25 protein-coding genes are annotated in these 22,933 nt (G+C 65.9%); 13 read left to right on the top strand and 12 right to left on the bottom strand.

The window, feature by feature from the left end; genetic code table 11:
• The first annotated feature begins 3 nt into the window (after positions 1 to 3).
• The 4 genes from NMLP_RS06050 (at position 4) to aglJ (ending at position 4,794) form a co-directional block, all read left to right on the top strand.
• Positions 4 to 2,463: an efflux RND transporter permease subunit gene (locus tag NMLP_RS06050; RefSeq protein WP_015409239.1), complete on the top strand. Its 2,460-nt coding sequence runs from the start codon at positions 4 to 6 to the stop codon at positions 2,461 to 2,463.
• A gap of 148 nt (positions 2,464 to 2,611) precedes the next feature.
• On the top strand, positions 2,612 to 3,208 hold the full coding sequence (locus tag NMLP_RS06045) for a winged helix-turn-helix domain-containing protein (RefSeq protein WP_015409238.1): 597 nt from the start codon (positions 2,612 to 2,614) through the stop codon (positions 3,206 to 3,208).
• A gap of 49 nt (positions 3,209 to 3,257) precedes the next feature.
• Positions 3,258 to 3,749: a phosphopantetheine adenylyltransferase gene (locus NMLP_RS06040; protein WP_015409237.1), complete on the top strand. Its 492-nt coding sequence runs from the start codon at positions 3,258 to 3,260 to the stop codon at positions 3,747 to 3,749.
• A gap of 67 nt (positions 3,750 to 3,816) precedes the next feature.
• On the top strand, positions 3,817 to 4,794 hold the full coding sequence (aglJ, locus tag NMLP_RS06035) for an S-layer glycoprotein N-glycosyltransferase AglJ (RefSeq protein ID WP_015409236.1): 978 nt from the start codon (positions 3,817 to 3,819) through the stop codon (positions 4,792 to 4,794).
• Here the strand turns inward: aglJ and NMLP_RS06030 are convergent.
• Positions 4,791 to 5,120, bottom strand: coding sequence for a DUF5789 family protein (locus tag NMLP_RS06030; protein ID WP_015409235.1), 330 nt, complete (start codon positions 5,118 to 5,120; stop codon positions 4,791 to 4,793). The two genes, aglJ and NMLP_RS06030, sit on opposite strands and share 4 nt — an antisense overlap.
• Positions 5,121 to 5,290: 170 nt before the next feature.
• Between NMLP_RS06030 and NMLP_RS06025 the strand changes: the two genes are divergently transcribed.
• The gene (locus NMLP_RS06025) at positions 5,291 to 5,500 is read left to right on the top strand and encodes a ribbon-helix-helix domain-containing protein (RefSeq protein ID WP_015409234.1); all 210 of its coding nucleotides are present in this window, start codon (positions 5,291 to 5,293) and stop codon (positions 5,498 to 5,500) included.
• A gap of 25 nt (positions 5,501 to 5,525) precedes the next feature.
• Here NMLP_RS06025 and NMLP_RS06020 read toward each other — a convergent pair whose 3' ends face one another.
• The 4 genes from NMLP_RS06020 to NMLP_RS06005 form a co-directional block, all read right to left on the bottom strand.
• Entirely contained in the window at positions 5,526 to 5,936 is a 411-nt protein-coding gene (locus tag NMLP_RS06020; RefSeq protein ID WP_015409233.1) for a hypothetical protein, read from the bottom strand.
• A 111-nt stretch (positions 5,937 to 6,047) separates the two neighbouring features.
• Positions 6,048 to 7,469, bottom strand: coding sequence for a methyltransferase domain-containing protein (locus tag NMLP_RS06015; protein WP_015409232.1), 1,422 nt, complete (start codon positions 7,467 to 7,469; stop codon positions 6,048 to 6,050).
• A 22-nt stretch (positions 7,470 to 7,491) separates the two neighbouring features.
• Positions 7,492 to 8,220 (bottom strand): prephenate dehydrogenase/arogenate dehydrogenase family protein, encoded by a 729-nt coding sequence (locus NMLP_RS06010; protein ID WP_015409231.1) that lies wholly within the window; start codon positions 8,218 to 8,220, stop codon positions 7,492 to 7,494.
• Between the two features lie 186 nt (positions 8,221 to 8,406).
• A complete protein-coding gene (locus NMLP_RS06005; RefSeq protein ID WP_015409230.1) occupies positions 8,407 to 9,588 on the bottom strand; it encodes a M24 family metallopeptidase in 1,182 nt (393 codons plus the stop codon).
• 129 nt (positions 9,589 to 9,717) lie between these two features.
• On the opposite strand from NMLP_RS06005, the gene aroA reads away from it, so the two are divergent.
• On the top strand, positions 9,718 to 11,031 hold the full coding sequence (gene aroA / locus NMLP_RS06000) for a 3-phosphoshikimate 1-carboxyvinyltransferase (protein ID WP_015409229.1): 1,314 nt from the start codon (positions 9,718 to 9,720) through the stop codon (positions 11,029 to 11,031).
• Positions 11,032 to 11,058: 27 nt separating this feature from the next.
• Here aroA and NMLP_RS05995 read toward each other — a convergent pair whose 3' ends face one another.
• Positions 11,059 to 12,093, bottom strand: coding sequence for a guanosine monophosphate reductase (locus NMLP_RS05995; RefSeq protein ID WP_015409228.1), 1,035 nt, complete (start codon positions 12,091 to 12,093; stop codon positions 11,059 to 11,061).
• Positions 12,094 to 12,253: 160 nt separating this feature from the next.
• Between NMLP_RS05995 and aroC the strand changes: the two genes are divergently transcribed.
• From aroC to NMLP_RS05980, 3 genes are all read left to right on the top strand, one after another.
• Positions 12,254 to 13,441, top strand: a complete 1,188-nt coding sequence (gene aroC / locus NMLP_RS05990) for a chorismate synthase (protein WP_015409227.1) — start codon at positions 12,254 to 12,256, stop codon at positions 13,439 to 13,441.
• Positions 13,442 to 14,221: 780 nt separating this feature from the next.
• On the top strand, positions 14,222 to 15,529 hold the full coding sequence (locus tag NMLP_RS05985; protein WP_015409226.1) for an OFA family MFS transporter: 1,308 nt from the start codon (positions 14,222 to 14,224) through the stop codon (positions 15,527 to 15,529).
• A gap of 201 nt (positions 15,530 to 15,730) precedes the next feature.
• Complete coding sequence (locus tag NMLP_RS05980) at positions 15,731 to 16,144, top strand: DUF3054 domain-containing protein (protein WP_015409225.1); 414 nt, start codon at positions 15,731 to 15,733, stop codon at positions 16,142 to 16,144.
• Between the two features lie 30 nt (positions 16,145 to 16,174).
• On the opposite strand, the gene NMLP_RS05975 is transcribed toward NMLP_RS05980, so the two are convergent.
• Entirely contained in the window at positions 16,175 to 16,744 is a 570-nt protein-coding gene (locus tag NMLP_RS05975) for a class I SAM-dependent methyltransferase (RefSeq protein WP_015409224.1), read from the bottom strand.
• A gap of 51 nt (positions 16,745 to 16,795) precedes the next feature.
• Here NMLP_RS05975 and NMLP_RS05970 point away from each other — a divergent pair, with 51 nt between their 5' ends.
• The 3 genes from NMLP_RS05970 to NMLP_RS15705 all read left to right on the top strand — a co-directional run bounded on the left by NMLP_RS05970 (position 16,796) and on the right by NMLP_RS15705 (position 18,427).
• Complete coding sequence (locus NMLP_RS05970; protein ID WP_015409223.1) at positions 16,796 to 17,419, top strand: GNAT family N-acetyltransferase; 624 nt, start codon at positions 16,796 to 16,798, stop codon at positions 17,417 to 17,419.
• Positions 17,420 to 17,639: 220 nt separating this feature from the next.
• The gene (locus NMLP_RS05965) at positions 17,640 to 18,068 is read left to right on the top strand and encodes a universal stress protein (protein WP_015409222.1); all 429 of its coding nucleotides are present in this window, start codon (positions 17,640 to 17,642) and stop codon (positions 18,066 to 18,068) included.
• A 44-nt stretch (positions 18,069 to 18,112) separates the two neighbouring features.
• Positions 18,113 to 18,427: a hypothetical protein gene (locus tag NMLP_RS15705; protein ID WP_015409221.1), complete on the top strand. Its 315-nt coding sequence runs from the start codon at positions 18,113 to 18,115 to the stop codon at positions 18,425 to 18,427.
• A gap of 17 nt (positions 18,428 to 18,444) precedes the next feature.
• On the opposite strand, the gene NMLP_RS05955 is transcribed toward NMLP_RS15705, so the two are convergent.
• Positions 18,445 to 18,675 carry a DUF7385 family protein gene (locus NMLP_RS05955; RefSeq protein ID WP_015409220.1) on the bottom strand — a complete coding sequence of 77 codons (231 nt, stop codon included), beginning with the start codon at positions 18,673 to 18,675 and terminating at the stop codon, positions 18,445 to 18,447.
• 190 nt (positions 18,676 to 18,865) lie between these two features.
• Here NMLP_RS05955 and NMLP_RS05950 point away from each other — a divergent pair, with 190 nt between their 5' ends.
• The gene (locus tag NMLP_RS05950) at positions 18,866 to 20,290 is read left to right on the top strand and encodes a DUF7289 family protein (RefSeq protein WP_015409219.1); all 1,425 of its coding nucleotides are present in this window, start codon (positions 18,866 to 18,868) and stop codon (positions 20,288 to 20,290) included.
• 10 nt (positions 20,291 to 20,300) lie between these two features.
• Here NMLP_RS05950 and NMLP_RS05945 read toward each other — a convergent pair whose 3' ends face one another.
• Genes NMLP_RS05945 through NMLP_RS05930 form a run of 4 tightly spaced genes read right to left on the bottom strand, consistent with a single transcriptional unit; the run spans position 20,301 to position 22,933 of the window.
• Positions 20,301 to 21,050: a DUF7289 family protein gene (locus NMLP_RS05945; RefSeq protein WP_015409218.1), complete on the bottom strand. Its 750-nt coding sequence runs from the start codon at positions 21,048 to 21,050 to the stop codon at positions 20,301 to 20,303.
• Positions 21,047 to 21,520 carry a DUF7266 family protein gene (locus NMLP_RS05940; protein ID WP_015409217.1) on the bottom strand — a complete coding sequence of 158 codons (474 nt, stop codon included), beginning with the start codon at positions 21,518 to 21,520 and terminating at the stop codon, positions 21,047 to 21,049. The genes NMLP_RS05945 and NMLP_RS05940 overlap by 4 nt, the downstream gene beginning before the upstream one ends.
• Positions 21,513 to 22,358 carry a DUF7261 family protein gene (locus NMLP_RS05935; RefSeq protein ID WP_049926212.1) on the bottom strand — a complete coding sequence of 282 codons (846 nt, stop codon included), beginning with the start codon at positions 22,356 to 22,358 and terminating at the stop codon, positions 21,513 to 21,515. The genes NMLP_RS05940 and NMLP_RS05935 overlap by 8 nt, the downstream gene beginning before the upstream one ends.
• Positions 22,346 to 22,933, bottom strand: coding sequence for a DUF7288 family protein (locus NMLP_RS05930; protein ID WP_015409215.1), 588 nt, complete (start codon positions 22,931 to 22,933; stop codon positions 22,346 to 22,348). Before NMLP_RS05930 ends, NMLP_RS05935 begins: the two co-directional genes overlap by 13 nt.

The following is a 22,933-nucleotide window of genomic DNA, read 5'->3' as shown; positions in this document are numbered from 1 at the left end:
CCGATGGACTTCGGCCAGTCGTTCGAAGCGGCCGTCGAGCAGGTCAACGAGATCATCCTGGACCGTCCGATCGCGGTCATCGGCGTGTTCGTGCTCGTGACCGCCCTCCTCGCCGGCGGAATGCCGCTCATTACGACCGACTCGGAGGCGACTGACGCGTTCACCGAGGGGCTTCCCGAGCAGGAGGCCTTGGACGCGGTCAACGACGAGTTCGGCGACCGCTTCGAGGAGGACCAGGCGACGACGCAGCTGATCCACGCCGGCGACAACGTGCTTGCGAAGACGGAACTGCGCCGCAGCCTCACGGCCCTGGATCGGACCGATCGCCGGGCCGAGCTCAGATACGAGGGGGCCGCGGGGCCGGCAGTCATCGTCGCCAGAGCACTCGATCCGACTGCGACTACGCCCGAGGCGCAACTGCGGGTCGTCGAGCGGGCCTCCGAACGCGAGATCCGAGAGACGATCCGCGAGTTGGCCGACGAATCGCGGTTCCGGGCGCTCCTGTCGGACGATTTCAACGCCGCCTCGGCGTCGGCGTCGGCCTCGCTCACCGTCGTCACACACGACGTGCCGAGCAGCAGTGGCGGCGGGCCGGACCAAGGCGGCGGCCAGATCGAGGAGATCCAGACGTCGATGCAGCCCGTCGTCGAGGGCACCGAGGGCGACATCCGGGTGTTCGGGTCGGGAATTATAAGCGCCGAGAACGCGAACGTCATCGGCGATTCGCTGACGATCGTTATGCCGCTCGTGTTGCTTTTGATCCTCGCCTTTTTGATCGTCGCCTACCGCGACCCGATCGATCTGGTGTTGGGGCTGATCGCGCTCGTCGTGACGCTCGTGTGGACGTTCGGGACCGTCGGCTACGCCGGCATCCCGTTCGACCAGAACATGATCGCCGTCCCGGTGTTGTTGCTCGCGGTCGGGATCGACTTCGGCATCCACATTATCAACCGCTATCGGGAGGAACGCGTCAATGGCGTCGCCCCCCGGGCGGCGATGAAGACGGCGAATCGACAGCTGATCGTCGCCTTCTTCATTGTCACCGTCACGACCGTCTTCGGGTTCGGCGCGAACGTGATCAGCGATCTGGGGCCAATAAGCAACTTCGGGCTGGTCGCTGCCATCGGAATCTCGTACACGTTCTTTATTTTCGGCATCTTCCTTCCGGCGCTGAAAATAGCCGCCGATCGGATGCGGGATCGGCTTTCGCTCCCGGAGTTCGGGTCGGGGCCGATCTCCTCGGAGGACTCGGAGTTCGGTCAGCTGCTGGCGATCGGCGCGACGGTCTCGCGGGTCGCGCCGGCGGCGTTCGTCGTCCTCACGCTCGTGATCGGCGGCGGCGCGGCGGCGTACGGCCAGGACGTCGATCGATCCTTCGACACCGACGACTTCCTGCCCCCCGAAGAGATCCCCGTGTACATCGACGTTCTCCCCGAGCCGCTCGCACCGAGTGAGTACACCGCAACGAAAAACCTCAACCTGATTGAGGACCGCTTCGAGGCGAGCCAGGAGGATACAGCCACCATATACCTCGTCGGCCCCTTCGAGGACAACGGCGCCCTCGAATCTATCCACCGGACGAACCGTGACCCACCGGAGAGCTTCATCGAGGAGGACCGTCGGGCCGAATCGACGAGCATCATCACGGTCATCCAAGACCGCGCGGCGCGGGATCCGGAGTTCGCCGCCCTCGTCGAGCGCAACGACCGAAACGACAACGGCGTTCCCGACCGGAATCTCGATCGGATCTACGACGAGCTCGAGACCGGCGACGGGCGGGCCAACGAGTTCCTCACGTCGGATCACCGGGCCGCGAAGATCGAATACGATATCGAGGCCGACGCCGGCCAAGCCGACGTCTCGGCCGATGCTCGAGCCTTCGCGGAGGAGTTCCGCTACACCGCGACGGCCACCGGGGGCGTTGTCGTGTTCAACGCCGTCTCCGATCTGATATTCTCCTCGGCGATCCAGAGTCTCGTCACCGCGGTCATACTCACGAGCGTGTTCCTCGTGATCGTCTACGGCGCTTTGGAACGACGGCCCCTGCTCGGTCTCGTGAACCTCTTTCCGATCCTGGTGACGATCGCGTTGCTGTTGGCGACGATGCGGGCGATCGGTCTCCCGTTGAACGCCTTGACGGCGACGTTACTTTCGATCACCGTCGGGGTAGGGGTCGCCTATACCGTACACATCACCCACCGGTTCGTCGACGAGTACAACGAAAGCGGCGAGACCTACGGGTCGCTCGTGACGACGCTCAGCGGGACCGGCGGGGCGCTGACCGGCAGTATGCTCACGACCTCGATCGGAACCGGCGCGCTCGCGTTGGCCATCACGCCCATCCTCGGGAACTTCGGGTTGTTGATGGCCGTGAGCGTGTTCTTTTCGTACGTCTCCTCGATCCTGGTGTTGCCGCCGACGCTTCTGCTGTGGGGTCGACACGCGCCGGATCTCTCCGAGTGAGTCCGGCGGACGCGGCCCCCGAAGGCCCGCGTCCGCTCGCTTTCGGTCGGTCGCCCCTGTCGGCTTCAGGGACGACCGTTGCCGCGGCTTCGACCGGCGTCACAGCGTTTATCTATTGCTACACCTTGTGTCCGACTGAACACAACACATGTCTACGGATGATTCCCCCGAAGACGGCCCCGAGGGGTCCAGCGACGACCGCGAGGGCGTGCGGGACCGACTGGAACAGGAGGCAGAGCGGGCCACCGAGGAGTTCGACGACGGGATCGTGGATCTGCTGTCGTGGATGCTCGACACCGAAACGCGGGCCCGGATCTACGTCTATCTCCGCCAGCACCCGGCCAGTACGAGCGAGGAAGTCGCCGACGGAACGGGGTTGTACCCGAGCACCGTCCGGGAATCGCTCGCGGAACTCAACGAGGACGGAAAGGTCGAACGGCGCAAGCGCGAGTCCGACGGGGCGGGCAACAATCCCTACGAGTACACCGCGATGGCGCCGAGTGAACTCGTTGGAAGCGTCGTCGAGGACGTCCAAGACGAACTGAACACCGTGTTCAACCTCGATTGCCACCTCGGGGTTGGGAACTCGGGCGGCGACGAGCCGGTCACGATCAGCGTCAACGACGCCGAACCCGCGGCTGACAACGACGCCGAACCCGCGGCTGACAACGACGCCGAACCCGCGGCTGACAACGACGCCGAATCCGCGGCTGACAACGACGCCGAAACGCCGGACGACGCCTGAGGCGGTCCACCACCGAAGCCACTAAACAGTGGCCGCACATTCCGGCGGTATGGACGTCGTATTGGGCGGGACGTTCGATCCGGTCCACGACGGTCACCGGGCGCTGCTCGAACGCGCGTTCGAACTCGGGGACGTGACCGTCGGGCTGACTGATGACGACCTCGCCCCGGAGACGCGGAGCGTCGACCGGCACGTCCGTTCCTTCGAGGAACGAAAGGCTGACCTCAACTCGGAGCTCCGGGCGTTCGCCGAGGAGTACGACCGGACGTTCGAGATCCGACCGTTGACCGAACCCACGGGCGTCGCGACCGACCCGGGGTTCGACGTCCTCGTGGTTTCCCCGGAGACGAAAGACGGCGGTGAGACGGTCAACGACATCAGGAAACGGAGGGGGCTCGCGCCGCTCGACATCGAGGTCGTCGAACACCGGTATGCCGAGGACGGTGACGTGATCTCCTCGACTCGGATCATCGCCGGCGAGATCGACGAACACGGCAACCTCACGCCAGACTCGAACGGCAGATCGCCGCTTCGGGAGTGATCGGTGTCGGTCCTCCCGGCGGTCCGATCCGGCCGTTTTTTTATCTCCGGTGGCGCAGTCGTCTCTAATGCCCGACCGGACGGACGTCTGCGTGCTGATTCCGACGCTCGAGGAGGCCGCCACCGTCGGCGAGGTCGTGTCGGGCTTTCGGAACGCTGGCTTCGAGGACGTCTTTGTCATCGACGGCGGCTCCGACGACGACACCCGCTCGATCGCCGACGCCAACGGTGCCCGCGTCCGGACCCAGTCGGGGACGGGCAAGGGACAGGCCGTCCGGGAGGCGCTCGAGTACGTCGAGAAACCGTACGTGTTGATGGCCGACGGCGACGGCACCTACTGTCCCGAGGACGCAGACGTGATGCTCGAACCGCTGTTCGACGGCCGTGCCGAGCACGTCATCGGCGATCGCTTCGCCGATATGGAACCGGGGGCGATGACCAGGCTCAACCGCGTCGGCAACCGCCTGATCAACCGGCTGTTCGGTACCGTTCACGGTCGGTACCTCCGGGACATCCTCTCGGGATACCGGGCGTTCACGCGCGACTCCTTCGAGCGGTTCCGCCTCGAGGCCGACGGCTTCGGCATCGAAACCGAGCTCGCCGCCGAGTGCGTCCGCCACGGCGTCGACACCGAAGTGGTCCCGATCCGGTATCTCGCCCGGCCGGAGAGCTCCGAGACGAACCTCCGGCCGCTGGCCGACGGCGGCCGCATCGTCCTGACGTTGTACGCGCTCGCGAAGACTAACAACCCGATCTTTTATTTCGGTAGCGTCGCGGCGTTCGGAACGCTCGCGGGGGTGTCGGTCGCGGGGTTCGTCGCCTACCGATACTTCGTCGTGGGCATCTCACACGAAGTCCTAGCGTTGCTGGCGGCGTTTCTGGTGTTGCTGTCGGTACAGCTTCTGATGTTCGGGTTTCTGACCGACGTGTTGGTCTCGGTCAACCGCGAACAGACCCGCCGCCTCGAGGGTCTCGATGACCGACTTGAGGGTCTCGATGACCGACTTGAGGGCCTCGATGACCGACTCGACGACCTCGAGGACTAGAACGGCAACAACGACCGGAGCCGACCGACGAAGCTGTTGTTTCCCCGCTCGCGGCGGGCCTCGAAGACCGGGTGGAGGGCGTTCATGAACTCCTGTCGGGTCTCGTATCTCGCTTGGGGGAGTTCCTCGAGCGCCGCCGAGAGCCGAATCTCGTTGCCCGTCGCGTCGTAGGGAATGCTCGGATCACCCACGGTTTCGAGTAGCGCCTCCTCAGTTACTGGGAACGTGACGTCCGCCCGTTCGAGGTGTTCGTCGAGAGCCGCGATGCCAAAGGCGATGATCTCCGGGGTGTCGCCGTCGCTTTGCTGTGGTGGCCGAACTCCCATTGTGAACACGTACGCGCCACACCCCCTAAATACCCCTGACTCGGTCGCGGGCGAGCATTCCCCGTCCCCCGACGACGACGAGTCCCCGGTGGCCTCCAGCCGACGACCTCAGGTGGCGCGTCCGATGGGCAGTGGACAGACATATTCGGATCGGCCACCACGAGACGAGCATGACGGAATACACGACGGTCTCGATCCCGAAAGATCTCTCCGAGCGCGTCGAGGAGACGATCGAGGGGACGAGTTTCTCCTCGACCAGCGACCTGGTCCGATTTTTGCTCCGGAGCATCGTCATCCAGCATCAAAAACAGGGCTCGCTCTCGGAGGCGGAGTTCGACGAAATAACCGACCAGCTCCGCGACCTCGGCTACCTCGAGTGAGCGGTCGCGCTGACCGCCACGCTGTCTACTCCGGGAGTCCGATCTCGCCGTCCGGCGGTTCGACGTCGACGACGTCGACCGGCCGACCCGACCCCGACCGGCCGAAGGCGGCGACGTCCTCGGCGTCGTAGGGCGGCACCGCGACGAAGACGACCTCGTGGAGGTCGTCTCGCTTCGTCAGCGCCAACATCCCGTCCGGGTGGGAAATAAACCGACCGGCGGCCCCCGGCGTCGAGAGGTCCATCCCGAACACCGCCCGAACCGACCCCCCGGTATCGGGGAGGTACATATCGGTGAACACGGCGCGATCGTCGGGGAGCGACGCGTCGAGTTCCTCGGCAGGCGTCACCGCGAGCGAGACGGTCACGCCGGTCGGGTCGCGGTCCGCCGCGAGTTCGAGCAGGGCGGTCAGGAGGGCTCGCGTGATGTAGGCCACATCGAACGTTCGTCGGGAGCGAATAAAGCCTGTCCGGAACCGGCGGAGGCGCCTCTGGCGGTCGGATTGTTTTCCAGTCCAGTCGGCCGTCCGACCGCCGGACGGCCCGCCTCAGGCCAGCCGATCGACAACCGTCTCGGCGTCGACGACGAGGTTGTAGGCCCCCTCGTCGTCGTTCCAGAGGACGAGCACGTTCTCGAAGCGGAGCAACGAGCCGTAGGGGGCCGCCTCGAGGGACTCGTTGAGGCCCGACCGCTCCGCGAGGACGGCGTAGTGGTCGATCGCTTCCGACCCGTCGCTGATCTTGAACAGCGGGTGGCCGTCGTCGGCGAGGTCCGGCGACAGCTTCAGCGCCGCGATGTCGATGCGTTCGGTGACGTGGCGTTCGCTCTCGGCCATCTTCGCCACCCGGCCCGGGTCGGGGTCGTACTCGATCGCCCGCCGGCCGTCGGTCCGCAACAGGAGGTAGGCGAACTGGACTGCGGAGTTGGTGTAGCGTCCGTCGCCGCTGTCGGGTGACCCACCCGGCGAGTCCGACGCGGCGCGCTCGAGGCGTCGCTGGAACGACGGAGCCTCGACGTCGGGCTTTCGGGTGAACGTCCAGCCACGGTCGTCGGGCGACTCACCGGGCCACAACCGGATCGTCGGCGCGTACACCGACAGCTCCTCATTTCGGTCGAGAAGGTCGCGCTCGACGTCGCGGAGGCGGGTCGCCGTCCGCTCCTCGGCCGGCGAGAGCGCGAGGACGGTCCCGTCGGGCGCGAGCGCTTCGAGGTAGCGTTCGACGACCGGGACCGGCGCTTCGAGTTCCGAGAGGACGTTCCCGAAGACGACGAGGTCGTACTCGCCCTCGGGAGCGAACGCCTCCGCGGTTTCGCGGTGGACGGTCGCGTCGAACCCGGGTCGCGTCGGGTCGAGCATCGTCTCGAAGACGTCGGCCGCGGCGCTGGGTTCGACGGCGTCGTACTCGACGAGGCTGTCGTCGGGCAGGTAGTCGTAGAGACCGAGCGCCGGCCCGCCCGCGCCCGCCCCGACGTCGAGCACGCGGAGCGTTCGGTCGAGCAGCCCCGCCCGCCCGAGTTCGTCGAGGACGTACTGGATCGCCGCGTAGTAGTCCGGGAGGTGATACAGCGCGTAGGCGAGCGCCGTCTCCTCGTCGTAGGTGACGGACTCGTCGGCGAAGTACGCGACTTTCAGCCCATCGATGCGCTCGCGGAGCCGATCGCCCGCATCGCCCTCGGGCCAGCCGGAGCCGTAGCGCTCGACGAGTAGGTCCTCGAAGCGCCGCGCGTACGCGTCCGGGAACCGCTCGACGCCTCGGAACGCCGGCTCGATCGGTCCCTCTTCGACCGGGACGAAGGTCCCGTCCTCGCGCTCGACGACTCCCAACTCGAAGGCGTGCTCGCGCAGCGTCTGCCGGACGACCGCGGGGTGGGGTTGCCCCTCGACGTACTCGTATATCTCCTCGGGGTCGATCGGCCGGACCGGCCGGAGGTACTTCGCGGCGTCGAGGACGCCGTCGGTGTCGGTCATCGCTTTGCTCCGCTGTACGTACTCACTCGCCCGCCTCCCCGTAGAGGTCGACGAACGTCCTGTGGTCGGCGTCGGCAATCTCGGCCGCGGCTTCGGCGACCGACGACGCGCCCTCGAATCGCTCTTGGATCTCGGCGTACACCTCTGGTGTGTTGTCGAGGGTCCCCTCGACGAGGGTCGACAGCGGTCCCGAGAGGGAGGTGTGAAACCGCGGGTCGACGTCCTCGGCGGCGAGCGCGTACGCCAGGATGGCCGTGTGCGCCTTCGCCTGGACGGTCTCCATCGCGCGGTCGTGGGCCGCCGGCGTCGTCTCGAAGACCTCGTTGCCCGCCGCCTCGAGCGCCGCACGGAACCGATCGACCGTCGGCCCGGCGTTATCGACGACGACAGGAACGTTTCCCGGGGCGTTCGCGGCCGAGAACAGCGGGTGAAAGCTGGCTCGTTCGAGCCCCTCGGCGTGGGTCCGAAGCGCCGCCACGGCGTCGCGCATCTCCCCCGCCACGTCGACGACGGCCTCGCTCGCCCGGCCGGCGTGAGTCCCGATCGCGGTCGGGGTGGCGGACATCGGCACCGCGAGACAGACGGCGTCGAACGTCTCGTCGGTGTCGAGGTCGACGGCGCGTGCGTCCCCGATATCGGCCGCCGCACGCGCTGTCGCCGGGTCGCGGTCAGCGAACGCGACCGCGTCGGCGCCGCTTTGGCGGGCGAACCACCGACCCATCTCACCCGCGCCGACGACGAGCAGTTGCATGGATTCGGGTTACTCGCGGTCGTTCAAAAGGGGTTCGTCTCGGCGCGCGTCCGGAAACGGCGGCTCAGAGGTGTGCGTCGTCACACGGGGCTCGGAGCGGGGGTAGACGCGTCATCACAGCCGCCATTGGGGCTATGGGGCGGTGGGGTTTGTAGCTTACCGCATCGTCGCGCGGCCGGAGGCCGATCACCCGCCCGAACCGACGGCCAACTCCGTCGGATACTCGGTGAGGTTCTCGTGGCCGTCCTCGGTGACGACGACGAGGTCCTCGATCCGGACGCCGCCGACCTCGGGGTCGTACAGCCCTGGTTCGACCGTCACGACGTTGCCGGCCTCGAGTTCCGTCTCCTCCTCGGAGAGCCGCGGGTGCTCGTGGATGTCGAGGCCGACGCCGTGACCCGTGGTGTGAATAAATCCCGTCTCGGTCGTCTCGTCGGCCCGGAGCGTCGGGAGCCCCGCGTCCTCGTAGACGTCACAGACCGCGTCGTGGACGTCGCTGCCGGAGACGCCGGCCTCGATGGTGTCGAGGGCGGCCCGCTGGGCCTCGTACGTGAGATCGTACCAGCGCTCGATCGTTTCGCCCGGGTCGCCGACGCAGAACGTCCGCGTCATGTCGGCGTAGTAGCCGCTCGTCTTCGAGCGCGGGAAGATGTCGACGATGATCGCCTCGTCGGCGGCGAGCGGCCCGGATCCGCGGTCGTGCGGATCGGCGGCGTCGGCGCCGCAGGCGACGATCGTCTCGTCGAGCGCGCAGTCGTGCGCCAGTAGCTCTATTTCGATCGCGCGTTTGACCCGTTCGGCCGTCAGCGGGTCGCCGTCGAGACGCAAGGTTCCGCCGTCGACCGTCGCCGAGACGAGCAGGTCCTCGGCGCGCGCCATCGCCGCCTCGTTGGCGCGCTGTGTCGCCCGGACGTGGTCGATCTCCTCGTCGACCTTCCGGGCGCGGATGGAGCCGACGACGCCGTCGGGGTCGGCCTCGACCGCGATCCCGTGGTCCCGGAGACCGTCGGCGGTCCCGACTGGAAAGTCCCTCGGCACCGCGACCGAGTCGGCGCTGTGGGAATCGAGGAACGCGGCGAGCGTCCGATACTTCCCGCCCGGCGAGCCGTACTCCGCGACGTTCGCCCGGTGGTCGTACGTCGAGTGTCGCTCGATGCGGTCGGCTCTGGCGGTGCGCATCGCGCGGCCGTACTCCAGTGCCGAGACCAGAAGCGTCGTCTCCCCAGTGTAGAGGGTGACGAACGGGTCGGGAGCGGTAAACCCCGAGAGGTACCGCTGGTCGGCCGTCTCGCCGTCGGCCTCGATCAGGTAGCCATCGACGCCCGCCTCCGCGAGGAAGGCGTCGAGTTTCGAGAGATCCGGATCCATACCGGTATCCGGGGCGGCGGGCACAAAGCGCTTGCCCGGCGGCGCCGGAGCCACACCGACTCTCCGGAGCGCTCTATGCCGGTCCGCCCGAGTCGGCAAGCCTTTGATGACCGCCCGAGACGCCCCGGTATGGACGTTCGGATCTCCCCCTCACGCGTTCGCGGCACCGCACGCGCGCCTCCCTCGAAGAGCTACACCCACCGGGCGGTTCTCGCGGCGGGGTACGGAGACGGCGCGACCGTCCGGAACCCGCTTTTCAGTGCCGATACGGCGGCGACGGCCCGGGCGGTCGAGGCCTACGGCGGTGAGACCTCGCGCGTCGACGGTGACTTCGAGGTCGTCGGCTTCGGCGGCACGCCCGAAACGCCCGCCGACGTGATCGACTGCGCGAACAGCGGGACGACGATGCGGTTAACGGCGGCGGCTGGCGGGTTAGTCGAGGGGCTCTCGGTGTTGACCGGCGACGCCTCGCTTCGGTCGCGGCCGCAGGGGCCGCTGCTCGATGCGCTCGGGCAACTCGGTATCCGGGCGGACTCGACGCGGGCCAACGGGCAGGCCCCGCTGGTCGTCGGCGGCGGGACGGCCGGCGGGTCGGTGTCGATCCCCGGCGACGTCTCCTCGCAGTACGTCACTGGGCTGTTGATGGCCGGCGCGGCGACCGAGGACGGGATCGAGATCGAACTGACCACCGAGCTCAAGTCCGCACCATACGTCGACATCACCCTCGAGGTGCTGGAGGCGTTCGGCGTCGAGGCGTCGGTCGGCGGCGGGGATGACGCCGAGGTCAGGGCGTCCGGGGCCGAGCAACTCGCCGTTTCTGGGGGGCAGACGTACGCGCCGGCGGGCGGGGGCTACGACGTCCCCGGGGACTTCTCGTCGATGTCGTATCTCCTCGCCGCGGGCGCACTCGCCGCCGAGGACGAACTCGTCGTCGAGGGCGCGCATCCGAGCGCCCAGGGCGACAGCGCGATCGTCGAGGTGCTCGACTCGATGGGGGCGGCGATCGAGTGGGACCGCAACGCGGGCGAGATCGTCGTCGGCCGGTCCGACCTCGAGGGGATCGAGGTCGGCGTCGCGGACACCCCGGATCTGCTGCCGACGATCGCGGCTCTCGGCGCGGCGGCGGCGGGGACGACCCGGATCACCGACTGCGCGCACGTCCGGTTGAAAGAGACGGACCGCGTGGCCGCGATGGCGACCGAACTCGGCCGCATGGGGATCGAGACCGAGGAGTCGGCGGACGAACTCGTCGTCCACGGCGGCGAGTTGCAGGGCGCGACCGTCCGGGGTCACGAGGACCACCGGATCGTCATGTCGCTGGCCGTCGCCGGCCTCGTCGCCGACGGGGAGACGACGATCGAGGGGGCGGAGGACGTCGACGTCTCCTTCCCCGGCTTCTTCGATGCGCTCTCGGAGATCGGTGTCGGCCTCGTCGAAGCGTGAGCATCGGGTCCCTCGACGCCTAGGCTCTTAGGTCCGATCGGCGAACCCGTGCGCGCCGTTCCGGCGGTTCGTCGTCGGCCGGACTTCCATGAACTCGGCGTTCTCGCGGGCGGTTTCGAGGTCGTGTGCACCGGCGTAGGAGAGCCCCGAACGGAGGCCAGCGGCGAACTCCGCCAGCCGCGGTTCGACGGGGCCTTTGTACTCCATGACGGCCTCGACGCCCTCCTCGGCCTCGACGTCGCCGGCCTTGTCCTCGCGGTCCTCGGCGGCCGCGGCGGTCGCCATCCCCCGCGAGCGCTTGTAGCGTTGGCCGTCCGTTTCGATGATCTCCCCCGGTGACTCCGCACACCCAGCGAAGAACCCACCCATCATGACGGCGTCCGCGCCGGCCAAGAGCGCCTTGACCGCGTCGCCGGAGCCTCTGATCCCGCCATCGGCGATCGTCGTGACGCCGTGCTTGCGGGCGGCGCTCGAGCAGCGCTCGACCGCGGTGAACTGTGGAACGCCGAAGCCAGTCACCTCCCGCGTCGTGCAGTGTGACCCGGGGCCGACGCCGATCTTCACGCAGTCCGCGCCCGCCTCGGCTAGGTCGGCGACGCCGGCCTCGGTGGCGACGTTGCCGGCGCAGATCGGCGTCCCCGGGAACGTCCCCGACAACTCGGCGGTCGCCTCGATTGCCCGGTCCATGTGACCGTGGGCGACGTCGAGAACGAGCGCGCTCGCCCCCGATTCGACGAGCGACTCCGCTCGATCGAGGTACGACTCGGCGATCCCGACCGCGCCCGCGACCGGGAGACCGTCGGCGGCGACGCCACCGACCATCCGCGCCTGCTCGTCGATCGGGAGAAAGCGGTGAACGACGCCAAGGCCGCCGGCCTCGGCGACGGCGCGGGCCATCTCAGCCTCGGTGACGGTGTCCATCGCCGCGGTTGCGATGGGGAGTGACAGTTCGAGGCCGCCGGCCAGGTCGGTCGACAGGTCGACGTCGTCGCGGCTGTCGACGGGTGAGCGCTGTGGGACAGCGAGTACGTCATCGTAGGAGAGTCCCGTTTTGTAGGGCATACACAAACCCTTCGCAGGTAACAAATTCCGGAACATAAGACCGTCGATCGACGGACGACACCGCACGAGGCAGAGATGGCTTCGACAATCTCTCAAACAGACGCCGAGGTGCCCCCCGCGAGTAGAAAACATAAACCATCCCCGTCCGTACAGACCAGTAATGAACGGAAACCGATTCGGGCGGCTCTTTCAGGTGACGACGTACGGGGAGAGCCACGGCGATGCGATGGGTGTCACGGTCTCGGGCTGTCCGGCCGGCGTCGAACTCGACGAGGAAGCGATCCAGCGCGAACTCGACCGGCGCAAGCCCGGGCAATCGAAGATCTCGACGAGTCGCGGCGAACCCGACGAGGTCCGGATCAACTCCGGGACGCTTGAGGGGTACACCACCGGGACGCCGATCGGGATGGTCATCCAGAACAAAGACGCCCGATCGGGGAAGTACGAACCGTTTATCACCGCCCCACGACCGAGCCACGGCGACTTCACTTACTCCGCGAAGTTCGGCACCAGAAACTGGGGTGGCGGCGGGCGGTCGTCGGCCCGCGAGACGGTCAACTGGGTCGCCGCCGGCGCGGTCGCCAAACAGGTGCTCGACCGGTCACAGCACGACGTCCGGATCAAGGCCCACGTCAACCAGATCGGCGACGTCGAGGCGCCGGACGTCTCCTTCGAGGAGATGTGCGAACACGCCGAGGACAACGAGGTCCGGTGTGGCCACCCCGAGACAGCCGAGCGGATGCGGGCGTTGATCGACGAGTACCAACAGGCCGGCGACTCCATCGGCGGTTCGATCGCCTTCGAGGTCCGTGGCGTTCCACGGGGCCTCGGTGCGCCGCGGTTCGACTCGTTCCCCGCCCGACTCGGGCAGGCGATGTTCTCCATCCCCGCGACGACCCACGTCGAGTTCGGCCTCGGGGCCGAGGCCCGGACGGCAACCGGCTCCAAACGCAACGAGGACTGGACGTTCGACGAGGGCGACCATCCCGAAACCGAGAGTGAGGCAGGCGATCCCGTCCCCGTCGGCAACGACCACGGCGGGCTTCAGGGCGGGATCACAACCGGCCAGCCGATCTGGGGGGAGGCGACTTGGCACGCGCCGACGTCGATCCCGAAAGAACAACAGACCGCCGACTGGGAGACCGACGAGGTCGTCGACGACGCACAGGTCATCGGCCGCCACGACCCCGTCCTGCCGCCGCGGGGCGTTCCGGTCGTCGAGGCCATGCTGTATCTGACAGTGCTCGATTTCATGCTGTTGGGCGGGCGGATCAACCCGGACCGGATCGACGGCCGTCCCGGCGAGTACGACACTGACTACCATCCATCGAACCCCCGCAACGAGTGAGCGAGCAGCGATCGGTGTGTGTACCGCCGCCGCCAATGGGGTGTCTGGGTTCTATTCAGCACGCTCCTCTGAAAATCAACGAACTCTAGCAGGATCTACAGCGGCACGTTCGCAGGCACGTTCTATCGGCCGATTCAGGATTCATTTTAGGAAAATAACGCATTTTTCGTGCCAACTACGACCTCTATGTTCAACAGACTGGTTCTGATGGAGTCTCAATAGAACGTCACACGATATGTTACTGTGAGACCCCGATCGTGCAAGACAGGGACGGAGAGGCGACCGGAGCATCGTTCTTGTTCAGTCAAAAGGATCTTGATGCTCTCGGGAGAGAGGTTGAATCCATGTCAAAAATTAAGGCTTGAGCTCGCTTGTCATCCCGCAAACGCCGGTTTCGGCGTCCCGCCGGGAGCCGGCCCGATCGGTGCTCCGGAGGCGTCGGCGACGAGCGAGCGAACGCGGTCGAGCGTCTTGTGCGTCGTGCGCTTCGGTGGCCCCCGGCGGCGTCTTTCGTCCGGTGGGCGAAGCGTTGACACTGGTTGGTGCCGGGCTGCTTCTGTAGGTACTCGGCCACGCCGGCCGAAATCGCGTCGCTCGCGGCGGCTTCGTTTCCTTTGCCGGTACGTCGGCCGGGAGCGCGCGGTGCTTCAAAAAAGCCACCACGTCGTTCGTGGAGGCGGTCACAGAGAGACGTGCTCCGGCTGTCGGCTCGTGTATCCGAACACGACCTCGCGATCGAAGCCAGTCGATTTAATCCCCCTGGGAAAGAAGCCGCGACTGATGGACGAAGCGTCCCCGGCGGACGACGGAGCCGGCATCAACTACGCCCGGCGCGCGAAGGCGATCCTCGGCTTCTCGCGGTGGTGGCAGATCGTCGCCGCCGCGGGGATGATGGCCGCGGTCAGTCCCTATCAGTACGTCTGGTCGTCGATCGAGGGGCCGCTGGCCGAGAACCTCGACATCGCGTTGCCCGCCCTCGGTGCCGTGTTCTCTTTTTATGTCGTGTTTCAGTCCCTGTCGCAGATGCCGGCGGGATGGTGGCGCGACCGTCGTGGGCCCCGCAACCTGATCTATCTCGCGGCCGTCCTCGCGGGCGGCGGTTACGTCGGTCTCGCCTACGCGAGGAGCGTCTGGCAACTGTATGTTCTCTACTCGCTCGGGGCGATCGGCGTCGGCATCATCTACACCATCGCGGTCAACACCGCCGTCAAGTGGTTCCCGGACCGGATGGGACTCACGACCGGAGTCGGAACGATGGCCTTTGCGGGCGGGAGCGCGCTCGTCGTGCCATACGTTCGGGCGAACGCTACCGTCGCCGGCTACACCGACGTGCTCCGCAACGTCGGCGTGGCTATCCTCGTCGTCCTGCTCGCCGGGGCGGTCCTGCTGCGGGATCCGCCCGAGGACTGGCTCGACCGCGAGGACGGGGCCGACGACACCGGCGACGGAGCGTTGGCCGCCTCGCTCCGCGGGCGGGCCTACACGACCCGGGAGATGCTGAAGACGTGGCAGTTCTGGGTACTCTACGCGATGTTCGTCGCGACCGCCGGCGCGGACCTCCTCGTCGTCGCGAACGTCGTCCGCTTCGCCGAACAGCTCGGGCTCGCGGCGGTCGTCGCCACGGTGTCTGCCACGCTCCTGCCGGTCGCGGCGGGCGTCTCGCGGATGGTCCTCGGCGAGGTCTCCGATCGCTTCGGCCGGGTACGTGTGATGGCCGTCTCCTTTGCGCTCGCCGGGCTCTTCCGGTTCGGGCTCATCGGCGCGGGGACGGCCGACGCGCCCGTCGCGTTCGTCGGAACAGTGGTCGGCGCGATGTTCTTCTCCTCGCCACTGTACGTCTACTTTCCGGCCATCGTCTCGGACTACTACGGCGCCGAGCACTCCTCGAGCAACTACGCCGTGATCTACTCCGCGAAGGTCGGCGGCGGCGTCTTGGCCGGGACGGTGACTGGATTCTTGGTCGCGGCGTTCGGCTGGGTACCGACGTTCGCCCTCGGCGGCGCGCTCGCGCTCGCGGCCGGCCTCGCGGCGCTCGTCCTCCGGCCGCCGGCCGGGGCCGACCTCGGGGGAACAAACGCCGGGTCGTGACCGGACGTCACCTCCGATCGGTGATCCGGGTGCCACCGTCGGCGCGTGAGTGATACTGACGGACGAAAGGACGTACACGACGCACGGGACGCACGCCGTTCGACGGAGCGACCGTCGGCTCACTCGTGCGCCGGTGTCATGTGAGTTCGGCCACCAGCGCGAATCCGCAAGGGTTTGAACCCCCGCCACCGAACGCCCGATATGGCAGATCAGTCGTTCCTCCAACAGCGCCTCGACGCGGGCACCTGGCCCATCGCGGTCGGTGACGTCGCGGTCCTGTTGGCGTTTCTCCTTGCCGGGACGCTCCAGCACTCGACCACCGAACAGCTGTTGGCCGATCCGAGCATCTACCTCCTGGCCGCCGGGCCGTTCGTCCTCGGATGGCTCCTATGTGCGCCGCTCGTCGGCGCGTACTCCCCGGGCGGGGGATCGGCGCCCAACTCCTCGATCCCGCTCGCGATCCGCTCGTGGATCCCGGCGGCGGTCGTCGGGATGGCGATCCGGGTCGTTGCGCTCCGCGGACGCGGTGCCGAGGTAGCGTTCGCCGTCGTCATGCTCGTCGGTGGAACCGTCGCTCTGTCTGCCTGGCGGTTCATTTATTTCAAACTCCGGTAGGCGGTCACAGCGCCCGCATCTCCGCTTCCCTCAACGGTCGGCGGGCGGTTTCACGCCCGCGACAGTCGTCTCAAAGCCGTACTCGATCGGTTTCACCTCGAACCCGGCCGATCCGATCGCGGATTCGAGCTCCGAGACGGTGTAAAACGTCGAATCGAACCCGACGAGCCGTTCGGCCCGATCGAGCGCCCATCCGAGCCGCGTTCCGCGGTCGAAGTCAGTGATCACGAGGACGCCCCCGGGCGCGAGGACGCGAGCCATCTCCGAGAGACACCGCTGTCCCGCGGGGAAGTGATGGAACGCGTCGACCACGACGACGGCGTCGACCGATCCGTCAGGGTGCGGGAGATCGGTCGCGCTCGCCTGGACGGATTCAAGCCCCCGGCGTCGCGCACGCCGGAGCATTCCCCGGGCCGGATCGACGACTGTCGCCCCGGTCTCGCCGGCGACCCGCCCGGAACCGCCACCGACGTCGAGGACTCGATCGACCTCGCGGTCGGCGACGGCAAGGGCCTTCCGAAGGGCGACCCCATCGGTCGGCGGCATGAACGAGTCGTACACCGGCGCGAACAGATCGAAGGCACGGACGTCCCAGCGCATGAACAGGGGATCGAGCGCCGGACATAACCCGGTTGCCCTCCAACCGCCGGTATGGAACCGCGTTTGCTCGGGTGGCCGGAGGAGGGCCCGACGCTCCGGCTCGATCACCGACGGTTCAGCTACGCCGGGAAGTTCGTGATGTCGAACACCGGGAAAGCAGTGATCGGGGCTTCCGATCGGGCAGATCGGGCCGAGCCGTCGGTGTCCGAACCGCCGGACGAATCGATCTCGCCCGGGGACGGTCACAACGCGGACGGAGAGTACGATGCCGACGTCCTCGCCGCCGTCGCGTTCAACGGGGATCGGACCGATCCGGGCGTTCTCTGGCTCCGGTACGTCACCGTTCGGGACGACCTCCGGGGGGAGGGTCTCGGCCCGCGACTCTGTCGGTTTCTCGCCCGTTGTGGGGCCGACCGCGGCTACGACCGGCTCCGCATCGCGGTGAACAACCCCTTCGCCTACCAGGCGCTCTACCGCGCGGGGTTTTCTTTCACCGGCAAAACGACCGGCATCGCCGAACTCGTACTCGAACGCCCCGCAGCGAAACCGGCCGAGGACCGCTCGGAGACGACGTATCAGGAGGGTCTCGATGCCTACCGGGCGCGGAACCTTTCGACGGGCGAGCGGACGTTCCTCGATAGACGGCGGGGCTGCCCGCCGCCCTCACCGGAGTGAGTGCTCCGTTCGGCGTCCCCCGATACGTGTCAAAGCGCGCGGCCCGGTGGCCGCGACTGCCCGGTTTCCGTCGCGACGACGGGACAGGGATGTGTGTCGTCCGCCGGAAACCGGATAGGTGTGAACGGGACCCGTATATAATCCTTCTGGTGGCCGACGGCCCTCGTATGCAGTGATAATCACCGACACACATTTGTGCCACAACGTTGCGGTCACACGTATGGTTGAGTACGAGACGATCCTGATCCCGACTGACGGAAGTCACTCGGCCGAACGGGGTATCGAACACGGGCTCGGTATCGCGAGGGACAACGAGGCCGCCGTCCACTTCGTGCGCATCATCGACGAAGCGCGGCACGGCACGACGCCGGCGCTGTCGAACTACGAACTCGCCCTCGAGGAACTCGAAGCGGAGGCGAACTCGGACCTGCGGGAGCTGGCCGAGCGGGCCGAAACACACGACGTCGACGCCGAGACGTACTTCCACCGCGGGTTCCCCCACGAAGAGATCGTCGAGTACGCCGAGTCGATCGACGCGGACGTCATCGTGATGGGGAAACACGGCAGCGGCGGGTCCGAGACGCCACACGTCGGAAGCGTCGCCGACCGCGTGTTGCGGACCGCGGAATGCCCGGTGTTTACCGTGTAGACGCGCTCCGGAACGTTGAGGGTCGGGGCCGCAGACGATGCAGTATGCTCGATCGTCTGCGGTCGTTCCTGCACGACGCTTGGCCGTTCGTGGGGGCGGCGTACCTGTCGTATCTGGCCCTCCGACCGCCGCCGGTCCGCTACGTCGGCGTCGGCGGGTTGGTCGTCGTCACGCCGCTGCTGTTGGGGTGGACCGTCGGTCGTCTCTTCGGCGTCGGGCCGTGGGCCGACAGCGCGGCGGACGGGACGAAAACGGCGGACGACAGCGGGACACCGGATGCGGACGGGCCGTCGAACGGCGCAGCCGCTGACGGCGAACCAACGGGTAGCGACGGCGGAGAGGACAGGGGGACAGACTGAGCGCCGACCGCCCGCTGTCAGGGTTTGTGCGTGAAAATGAACGCCTGCCCGTCCTCGACGCCCACGCAGAGATCGAGCTGTTTCGAGAGGTTCAGGCTCGTCGGGTCCTGCTTGCAGACGACGAGGTCGTCGAAGGGCTCCTCGCAGGCCGGACAGGCGACCGACACCGTGTTCTGGTAGGTCTTGATCGCCGGGTTCTCCTCGCGGGGGGTCAACGACGCCAGCAGTTCGTCCGTATCGAGGTCCATACAGGATTAGCCGCGGGCCTCCCTCTTCAATCTCGCGGGCTTATAAACAGCTGTGTGGATTGGCCCTCACCGACGAATCCCTCGATCGGTAGCCGGTGGCCGGGGGCCGGGGGCCGACAGCCGCCTACGGCCACCTCGACGCCCGAATCGGCCGTAGGGTTCATATCCGATCGAGCCCGAATCTGCGGGAATGACAACCCGCGCCGTCTCGAACCCTGTCGGGGTCATCCTCATCCTCGGGATGACGGTTCTCTCGGTCGGGGCGCTGCTCGCGGCCGGCGGTGCCGTGATCGACAACACGCGCGCGGACGCCGAGCGCTCCCAGATGGAGAACTCGATGTCGGCGTTCTCCTCGAAGGCCAGCCTCGTCGGGCTGGGCGAGTCCGGCCACCAGCGCTTCTCGTTGGGGCGAGTTTCTCAGGGTCAGGTCGACGTCCGGGAGGACGCCGGGCGCGTCAGGATCTGGGTGGACCGGAGCGACGATGGTAGCGGCGATTTCGACGACTGTGACGATATTAGCGACGATAGTGAGCGAACGTGTATTGCCGACGCCACGATGGGGGCACTCGTCTACGAGAACGACGGCCGCGAGATCGCGTATCAGGGCGGCGGCGTCTGGGCGCGACAGGGCGATTTTAGCCGGATGCTCTCGCCGCCGGAGTTCCACTACCGCGCCGAAACGCTGACGTTTCCCATTATAAACGTGACCGGTAGCGGTGCGGCGTCGGGTGACGTTCGCGGGGCAGTCAGCTCTGAAAAGGGGTCTCAGCGGCTGTACCCCGATGACAGCCCGCTCACCAACCCACTCTCCGGGGGCACGGTGTACGTCGAAATCGAGAGCGAGTACTGTACCGGCTGGCAATCGTTCTTCGAGGGCCAGATGGAGGAGAGCCCACGGGAGGAGTGCGGTGAAGACGATACCGTCAAGATAGCGTTAGACGCGTCGCTGTCGCCGGTGTTCGGTGCGGCAATCACATCGAATAAAAATACTAGTAACGGCAATCCGACTGTTGAAAATCACAGAGAGGGTATCGACGCACCACCCGCGGATTCCGAAATCGAATCCCAGGTTGGCGAGTGTTCCGAGTGGGGACCGATTGCGTCGTCAGTATCAACGGGAACACACTGTACGGAAGACCCCGACGAGTTTCAGGACCTGAGTATAAACACTACCGATGGCGATGTTAAAATTGTCATCGATGATGTGGATAATGACGGAATCACGGATGCAGGAAACATCGACATTGAGGGTGATGGGACTGTGGAGGTGTATTTAAATAGCGGTGGGGGAATTGATATATCCGGTAATAATGATATAAATATCAACGGTGATCCTGAACAGTTCGTAATTTACGTGCATTCGGACAGTAAAGAAATTAAACTATCCGGCACCGTTAATTACGCTGGCGGGATCTACGCACCGAACGCAACTCTTTATCAAGGGGGAACTATCACCGTAGATGGGTCGGTCGTGGTTCGGGAGTTTGGAATCACAAACAAAGGCGCTATTTTTAACCATGATAAATCGATGAATAATATAACCCCCGAATTGGGTACTGATCTAGTAAACTACGTCCACGTGAGTGAACGCTCTGTCGAGGTTGAATTTGGGTGAGGATACGATTTTACCTGATGTGTAGATCGATTCGCGATACCGGTGTCGAGATGCGATCGGTCTCGATTTCTACTGACTGCCCATCGCTTTTGACAGCTTCGGGCTCAGCTTGACGATCAAAATACCGCTCCCAAGCGTCACTCCATGGAGATTCAACAGTGATTGTAATACGGTTTCCGTCTGCCGATAGATCCGGATTCGGGGTGGGGTTCCGACGTGTACTTTCGACTCTTGTGTGCGCCAACTCCCGGGAGATCGTCGGTTGATCAGACGGAGCGGTTATTGCGATAATTGGCACGACTGTGCTGTCAGCAGTGATTTTAAACGGTGGTTCGCGAAGCATTACTGCTGAATCGCGTTCACTCCGTATCACTGCGCCAGCGACGTAGATGATCTCCGTCCGACCATTGGCGTATACCAGCGGCGTTGTCTGAACAGTAGTTTTTATATCGGAGCTAGTGGCGTCCGCTACGGTGATAGTGACTGGCTCCCCGTACCGCAACGTCCCCCCCGACAGCCGCATCTCCGTCGCGCGACTCGGCGCGCCGTCCCGATAGACGTCCTCCACGTTGCCGGCGAAGACGTCGAAAGCGCGCTCGGCGTTGTTGATCCGTTCGGCGTCCTGTCGGTCCTGTAGCGTCGAGAATCCACCCACAGTGATCGCGCCGATCGAGAGCGTGATGAGCGAGAAGACGAGGACGTAGCCGACGACGTCGCTGACGGCGCGGTCGTCCGAGCCGATGGCAGACGTCGTCCTCATACCGACTCCACCACCAACTCGTCCTCGCTGCCGTCGTAGTGCGTCTCGACGGTGCCGCCGCCGATCGTCGTCCCCCGAACCGGCGTCACGCTCCGGAACGGGACCGATACGACCACGTCGGGAGACGAACTCCGGAGCTCTATCGTCCCGGTGTCGTCGGCCTCAGTGTACGTGATCTCGATCGTGTATCCGCCTGCAGCGACGCTGTTCGGGAGATCGGTCCGCAGCGACACCTCCGAGAGCCCCGCGCCGTCCCCGCCACCGCCGGCCCGAACCAACCGATCTACCCCCGACAGATCCGCGGCGAGCTGCTGGCCCGTCACCGAGAGCTGGTCGTAGGTGACAGTTTGCGTCTGGTTCTCGATCATCCCCGACCCGCCGATCAAAAGTACCGAAAACAGGAGCGTCGCGATGCCGAGGCCGAGGACGTAGCCGACGGCGACGGAGACGCCGCGGTCGTCGCTACGCATCGGTGCCCTCCGGTGCGACAGTCACCGATCGAGCGTAACTCAATTCCGGTGTATCGATACGGATATGCAGATCGACGCTGTGGATAAATGTCTTCACTGGCGAGGGAAACGATCCGATGTTTTCGTCCGACGTGACGATCAGTTCGTAGCTTCCAGCGCCGTTGTCCCCGTCCTCAATTTCTATTTCTCCGCCGCCGAAATCCTGAAAATCAAAATCACAGGAATCGGAACCGAGGGTTCCACTAGTAACGTTGAACTCAATTGAACTGCTCACAGATTCCGAGCAGCTCTCGCCTTCGACAACAATCTCATCACTAGTCCTGTTAACATTTAGTTTGGTCCCGCCGACATAAATAGAGAACGGCGAATCACTGTTCGCCATCCTCGTTCCATCTATATATATTACAAAACCCCTGACGTCGCTCGCGTTTGCCGTCCAGTTTTTGAATCCGTCTTGATCAGTTTCATTTATTCCCTGATAAATGTCGAACTCCGTCTCCGTTGCCGCGCCACGTCTGAGGTGGTACTGACGGTGATATCGGCTAATGTTCTCGAGTGCAGGTCGGACATCGTCAGCAGTAGCGTTTCCTGCGTCGTTCTCGGCTTCGATCAGTCCCTCTGTCGAATCTACTACCCCGTGTTGATATTCGAGCGCCTCCCCCGCCGGGTCCCCGCCGCGGGTCGCCACGTTGTCGGTATAAATGGCGGCGTTGACCAGAAGCGCCAGCGCGACGAACATCACGGCGAGGACGACCCCCATGAGGAGGATCATCTGGCCGCGGTCGCCGCTGTCAGTAACGTCATCGTCACCGCCACGGGGGCGGGTCACTTGCGCCACGCGATCACCTCTACCTCGACGACGGTGTACAATTGACTGTCGGGGTTGGCGTCGGGCGCGTAGAACTCGTCGTCGTCGAGGTCCCCGAGCGAGGTGCCGTTCTTTATCTTGGATTCGTCGTACAGCCCGACCGTCCGAGTTGCAGACACCGCGTTGTCGCTCGGTTCGCCCATCCGAACCATCGGCTCGGTGTCGGTGCCGGTGTCGTCGCCGTCGGGATAGCGGACGACGACGTTGAACGCGATCTGTCGGCTCGACAGCGTCCCGTTCAGGTCCGCACCGAAGCCGTTCTGTGGCCCGGTGGCGTAGGTGCCCGACTCGGGCGCCCCGGCGAACGCGCCGTCGCCGTCGTCGGCGCTCGCGTTCCAGTACAGCACCGCCTCGGTCAGGTTGCCGTTGTCGGCCGACGCCGCGAGCAGTCCCTCGACCGTCGCCTGCTGTTGGTTCTCGATGTGTTGGTTCGAGGTGCTCGCCGACAGCGGCGTGACGGCAGCCGCCTGCGTGGCGAAGACTAGCCCGCTGACTACCAACACGGCGGCTACGAACGCCTCGACGGTGTGGGCCTGCCCGCGCAC

The organism is Natronomonas moolapensis 8.8.11, from assembly GCF_000591055.1.
Taxonomy (GTDB): Archaea; Halobacteriota; Halobacteria; order Halobacteriales; family Haloarculaceae; genus Natronomonas; species Natronomonas moolapensis.
Note: the sequence above shows the minus strand (reverse complement) of the source record. Positions and strands in the feature narration are given on the sequence as shown.

Bases quoted from the DNA above. Each gene is read 5' to 3' on its own strand.
- NMLP_RS06050 (WP_015409239.1), top strand. From the start codon at position 4: ATGGACTTCGGCCAGTCGTTCGAAGCGGCCGTCGAGCAGGTCAACGAG.
- NMLP_RS06045 (WP_015409238.1), top strand. From the start codon at position 2,612: ATGTCTACGGATGATTCCCCCGAAGACGGCCCCGAGGGGTCCAGCGAC.
- NMLP_RS06040 (WP_015409237.1), top strand. From the start codon at position 3,258: ATGGACGTCGTATTGGGCGGGACGTTCGATCCGGTCCACGACGGTCAC.
- aglJ (WP_015409236.1), top strand. From the start codon at position 3,817: ATGCCCGACCGGACGGACGTCTGCGTGCTGATTCCGACGCTCGAGGAG.
- NMLP_RS06030 (WP_015409235.1), bottom strand. From the start codon at position 5,120: ATGGGAGTTCGGCCACCACAGCAAAGCGACGGCGACACCCCGGAGATC.
- NMLP_RS06025 (WP_015409234.1), top strand. From the start codon at position 5,291: ATGACGGAATACACGACGGTCTCGATCCCGAAAGATCTCTCCGAGCGC.
- NMLP_RS06015 (WP_015409232.1), bottom strand. From the start codon at position 7,469: ATGACCGACACCGACGGCGTCCTCGACGCCGCGAAGTACCTCCGGCCG.
- NMLP_RS06010 (WP_015409231.1), bottom strand. From the start codon at position 8,220: ATGCAACTGCTCGTCGTCGGCGCGGGTGAGATGGGTCGGTGGTTCGCC.
- NMLP_RS06005 (WP_015409230.1), bottom strand. From the start codon at position 9,588: ATGGATCCGGATCTCTCGAAACTCGACGCCTTCCTCGCGGAGGCGGGC.
- aroA (WP_015409229.1), top strand. From the start codon at position 9,718: ATGGACGTTCGGATCTCCCCCTCACGCGTTCGCGGCACCGCACGCGCG.
- NMLP_RS05995 (WP_015409228.1), bottom strand. From the start codon at position 12,093: ATGCCCTACAAAACGGGACTCTCCTACGATGACGTACTCGCTGTCCCA.
- aroC (WP_015409227.1), top strand. From the start codon at position 12,254: ATGAACGGAAACCGATTCGGGCGGCTCTTTCAGGTGACGACGTACGGG.
- NMLP_RS05985 (WP_015409226.1), top strand. From the start codon at position 14,222: ATGGACGAAGCGTCCCCGGCGGACGACGGAGCCGGCATCAACTACGCC.
- NMLP_RS05980 (WP_015409225.1), top strand. From the start codon at position 15,731: ATGGCAGATCAGTCGTTCCTCCAACAGCGCCTCGACGCGGGCACCTGG.
- NMLP_RS05975 (WP_015409224.1), bottom strand. From the start codon at position 16,744: ATGCGCTGGGACGTCCGTGCCTTCGATCTGTTCGCGCCGGTGTACGAC.
- NMLP_RS05970 (WP_015409223.1), top strand. From the start codon at position 16,796: ATGGAACCGCGTTTGCTCGGGTGGCCGGAGGAGGGCCCGACGCTCCGG.
- NMLP_RS05965 (WP_015409222.1), top strand. From the start codon at position 17,640: ATGGTTGAGTACGAGACGATCCTGATCCCGACTGACGGAAGTCACTCG.
- NMLP_RS15705 (WP_015409221.1), top strand. From the start codon at position 18,113: ATGCTCGATCGTCTGCGGTCGTTCCTGCACGACGCTTGGCCGTTCGTG.
- NMLP_RS05955 (WP_015409220.1), bottom strand. From the start codon at position 18,675: ATGGACCTCGATACGGACGAACTGCTGGCGTCGTTGACCCCCCGCGAG.
- NMLP_RS05950 (WP_015409219.1), top strand. From the start codon at position 18,866: ATGACAACCCGCGCCGTCTCGAACCCTGTCGGGGTCATCCTCATCCTC.
- NMLP_RS05945 (WP_015409218.1), bottom strand. From the start codon at position 21,050: ATGAGGACGACGTCTGCCATCGGCTCGGACGACCGCGCCGTCAGCGAC.
- NMLP_RS05940 (WP_015409217.1), bottom strand. From the start codon at position 21,520: ATGCGTAGCGACGACCGCGGCGTCTCCGTCGCCGTCGGCTACGTCCTC.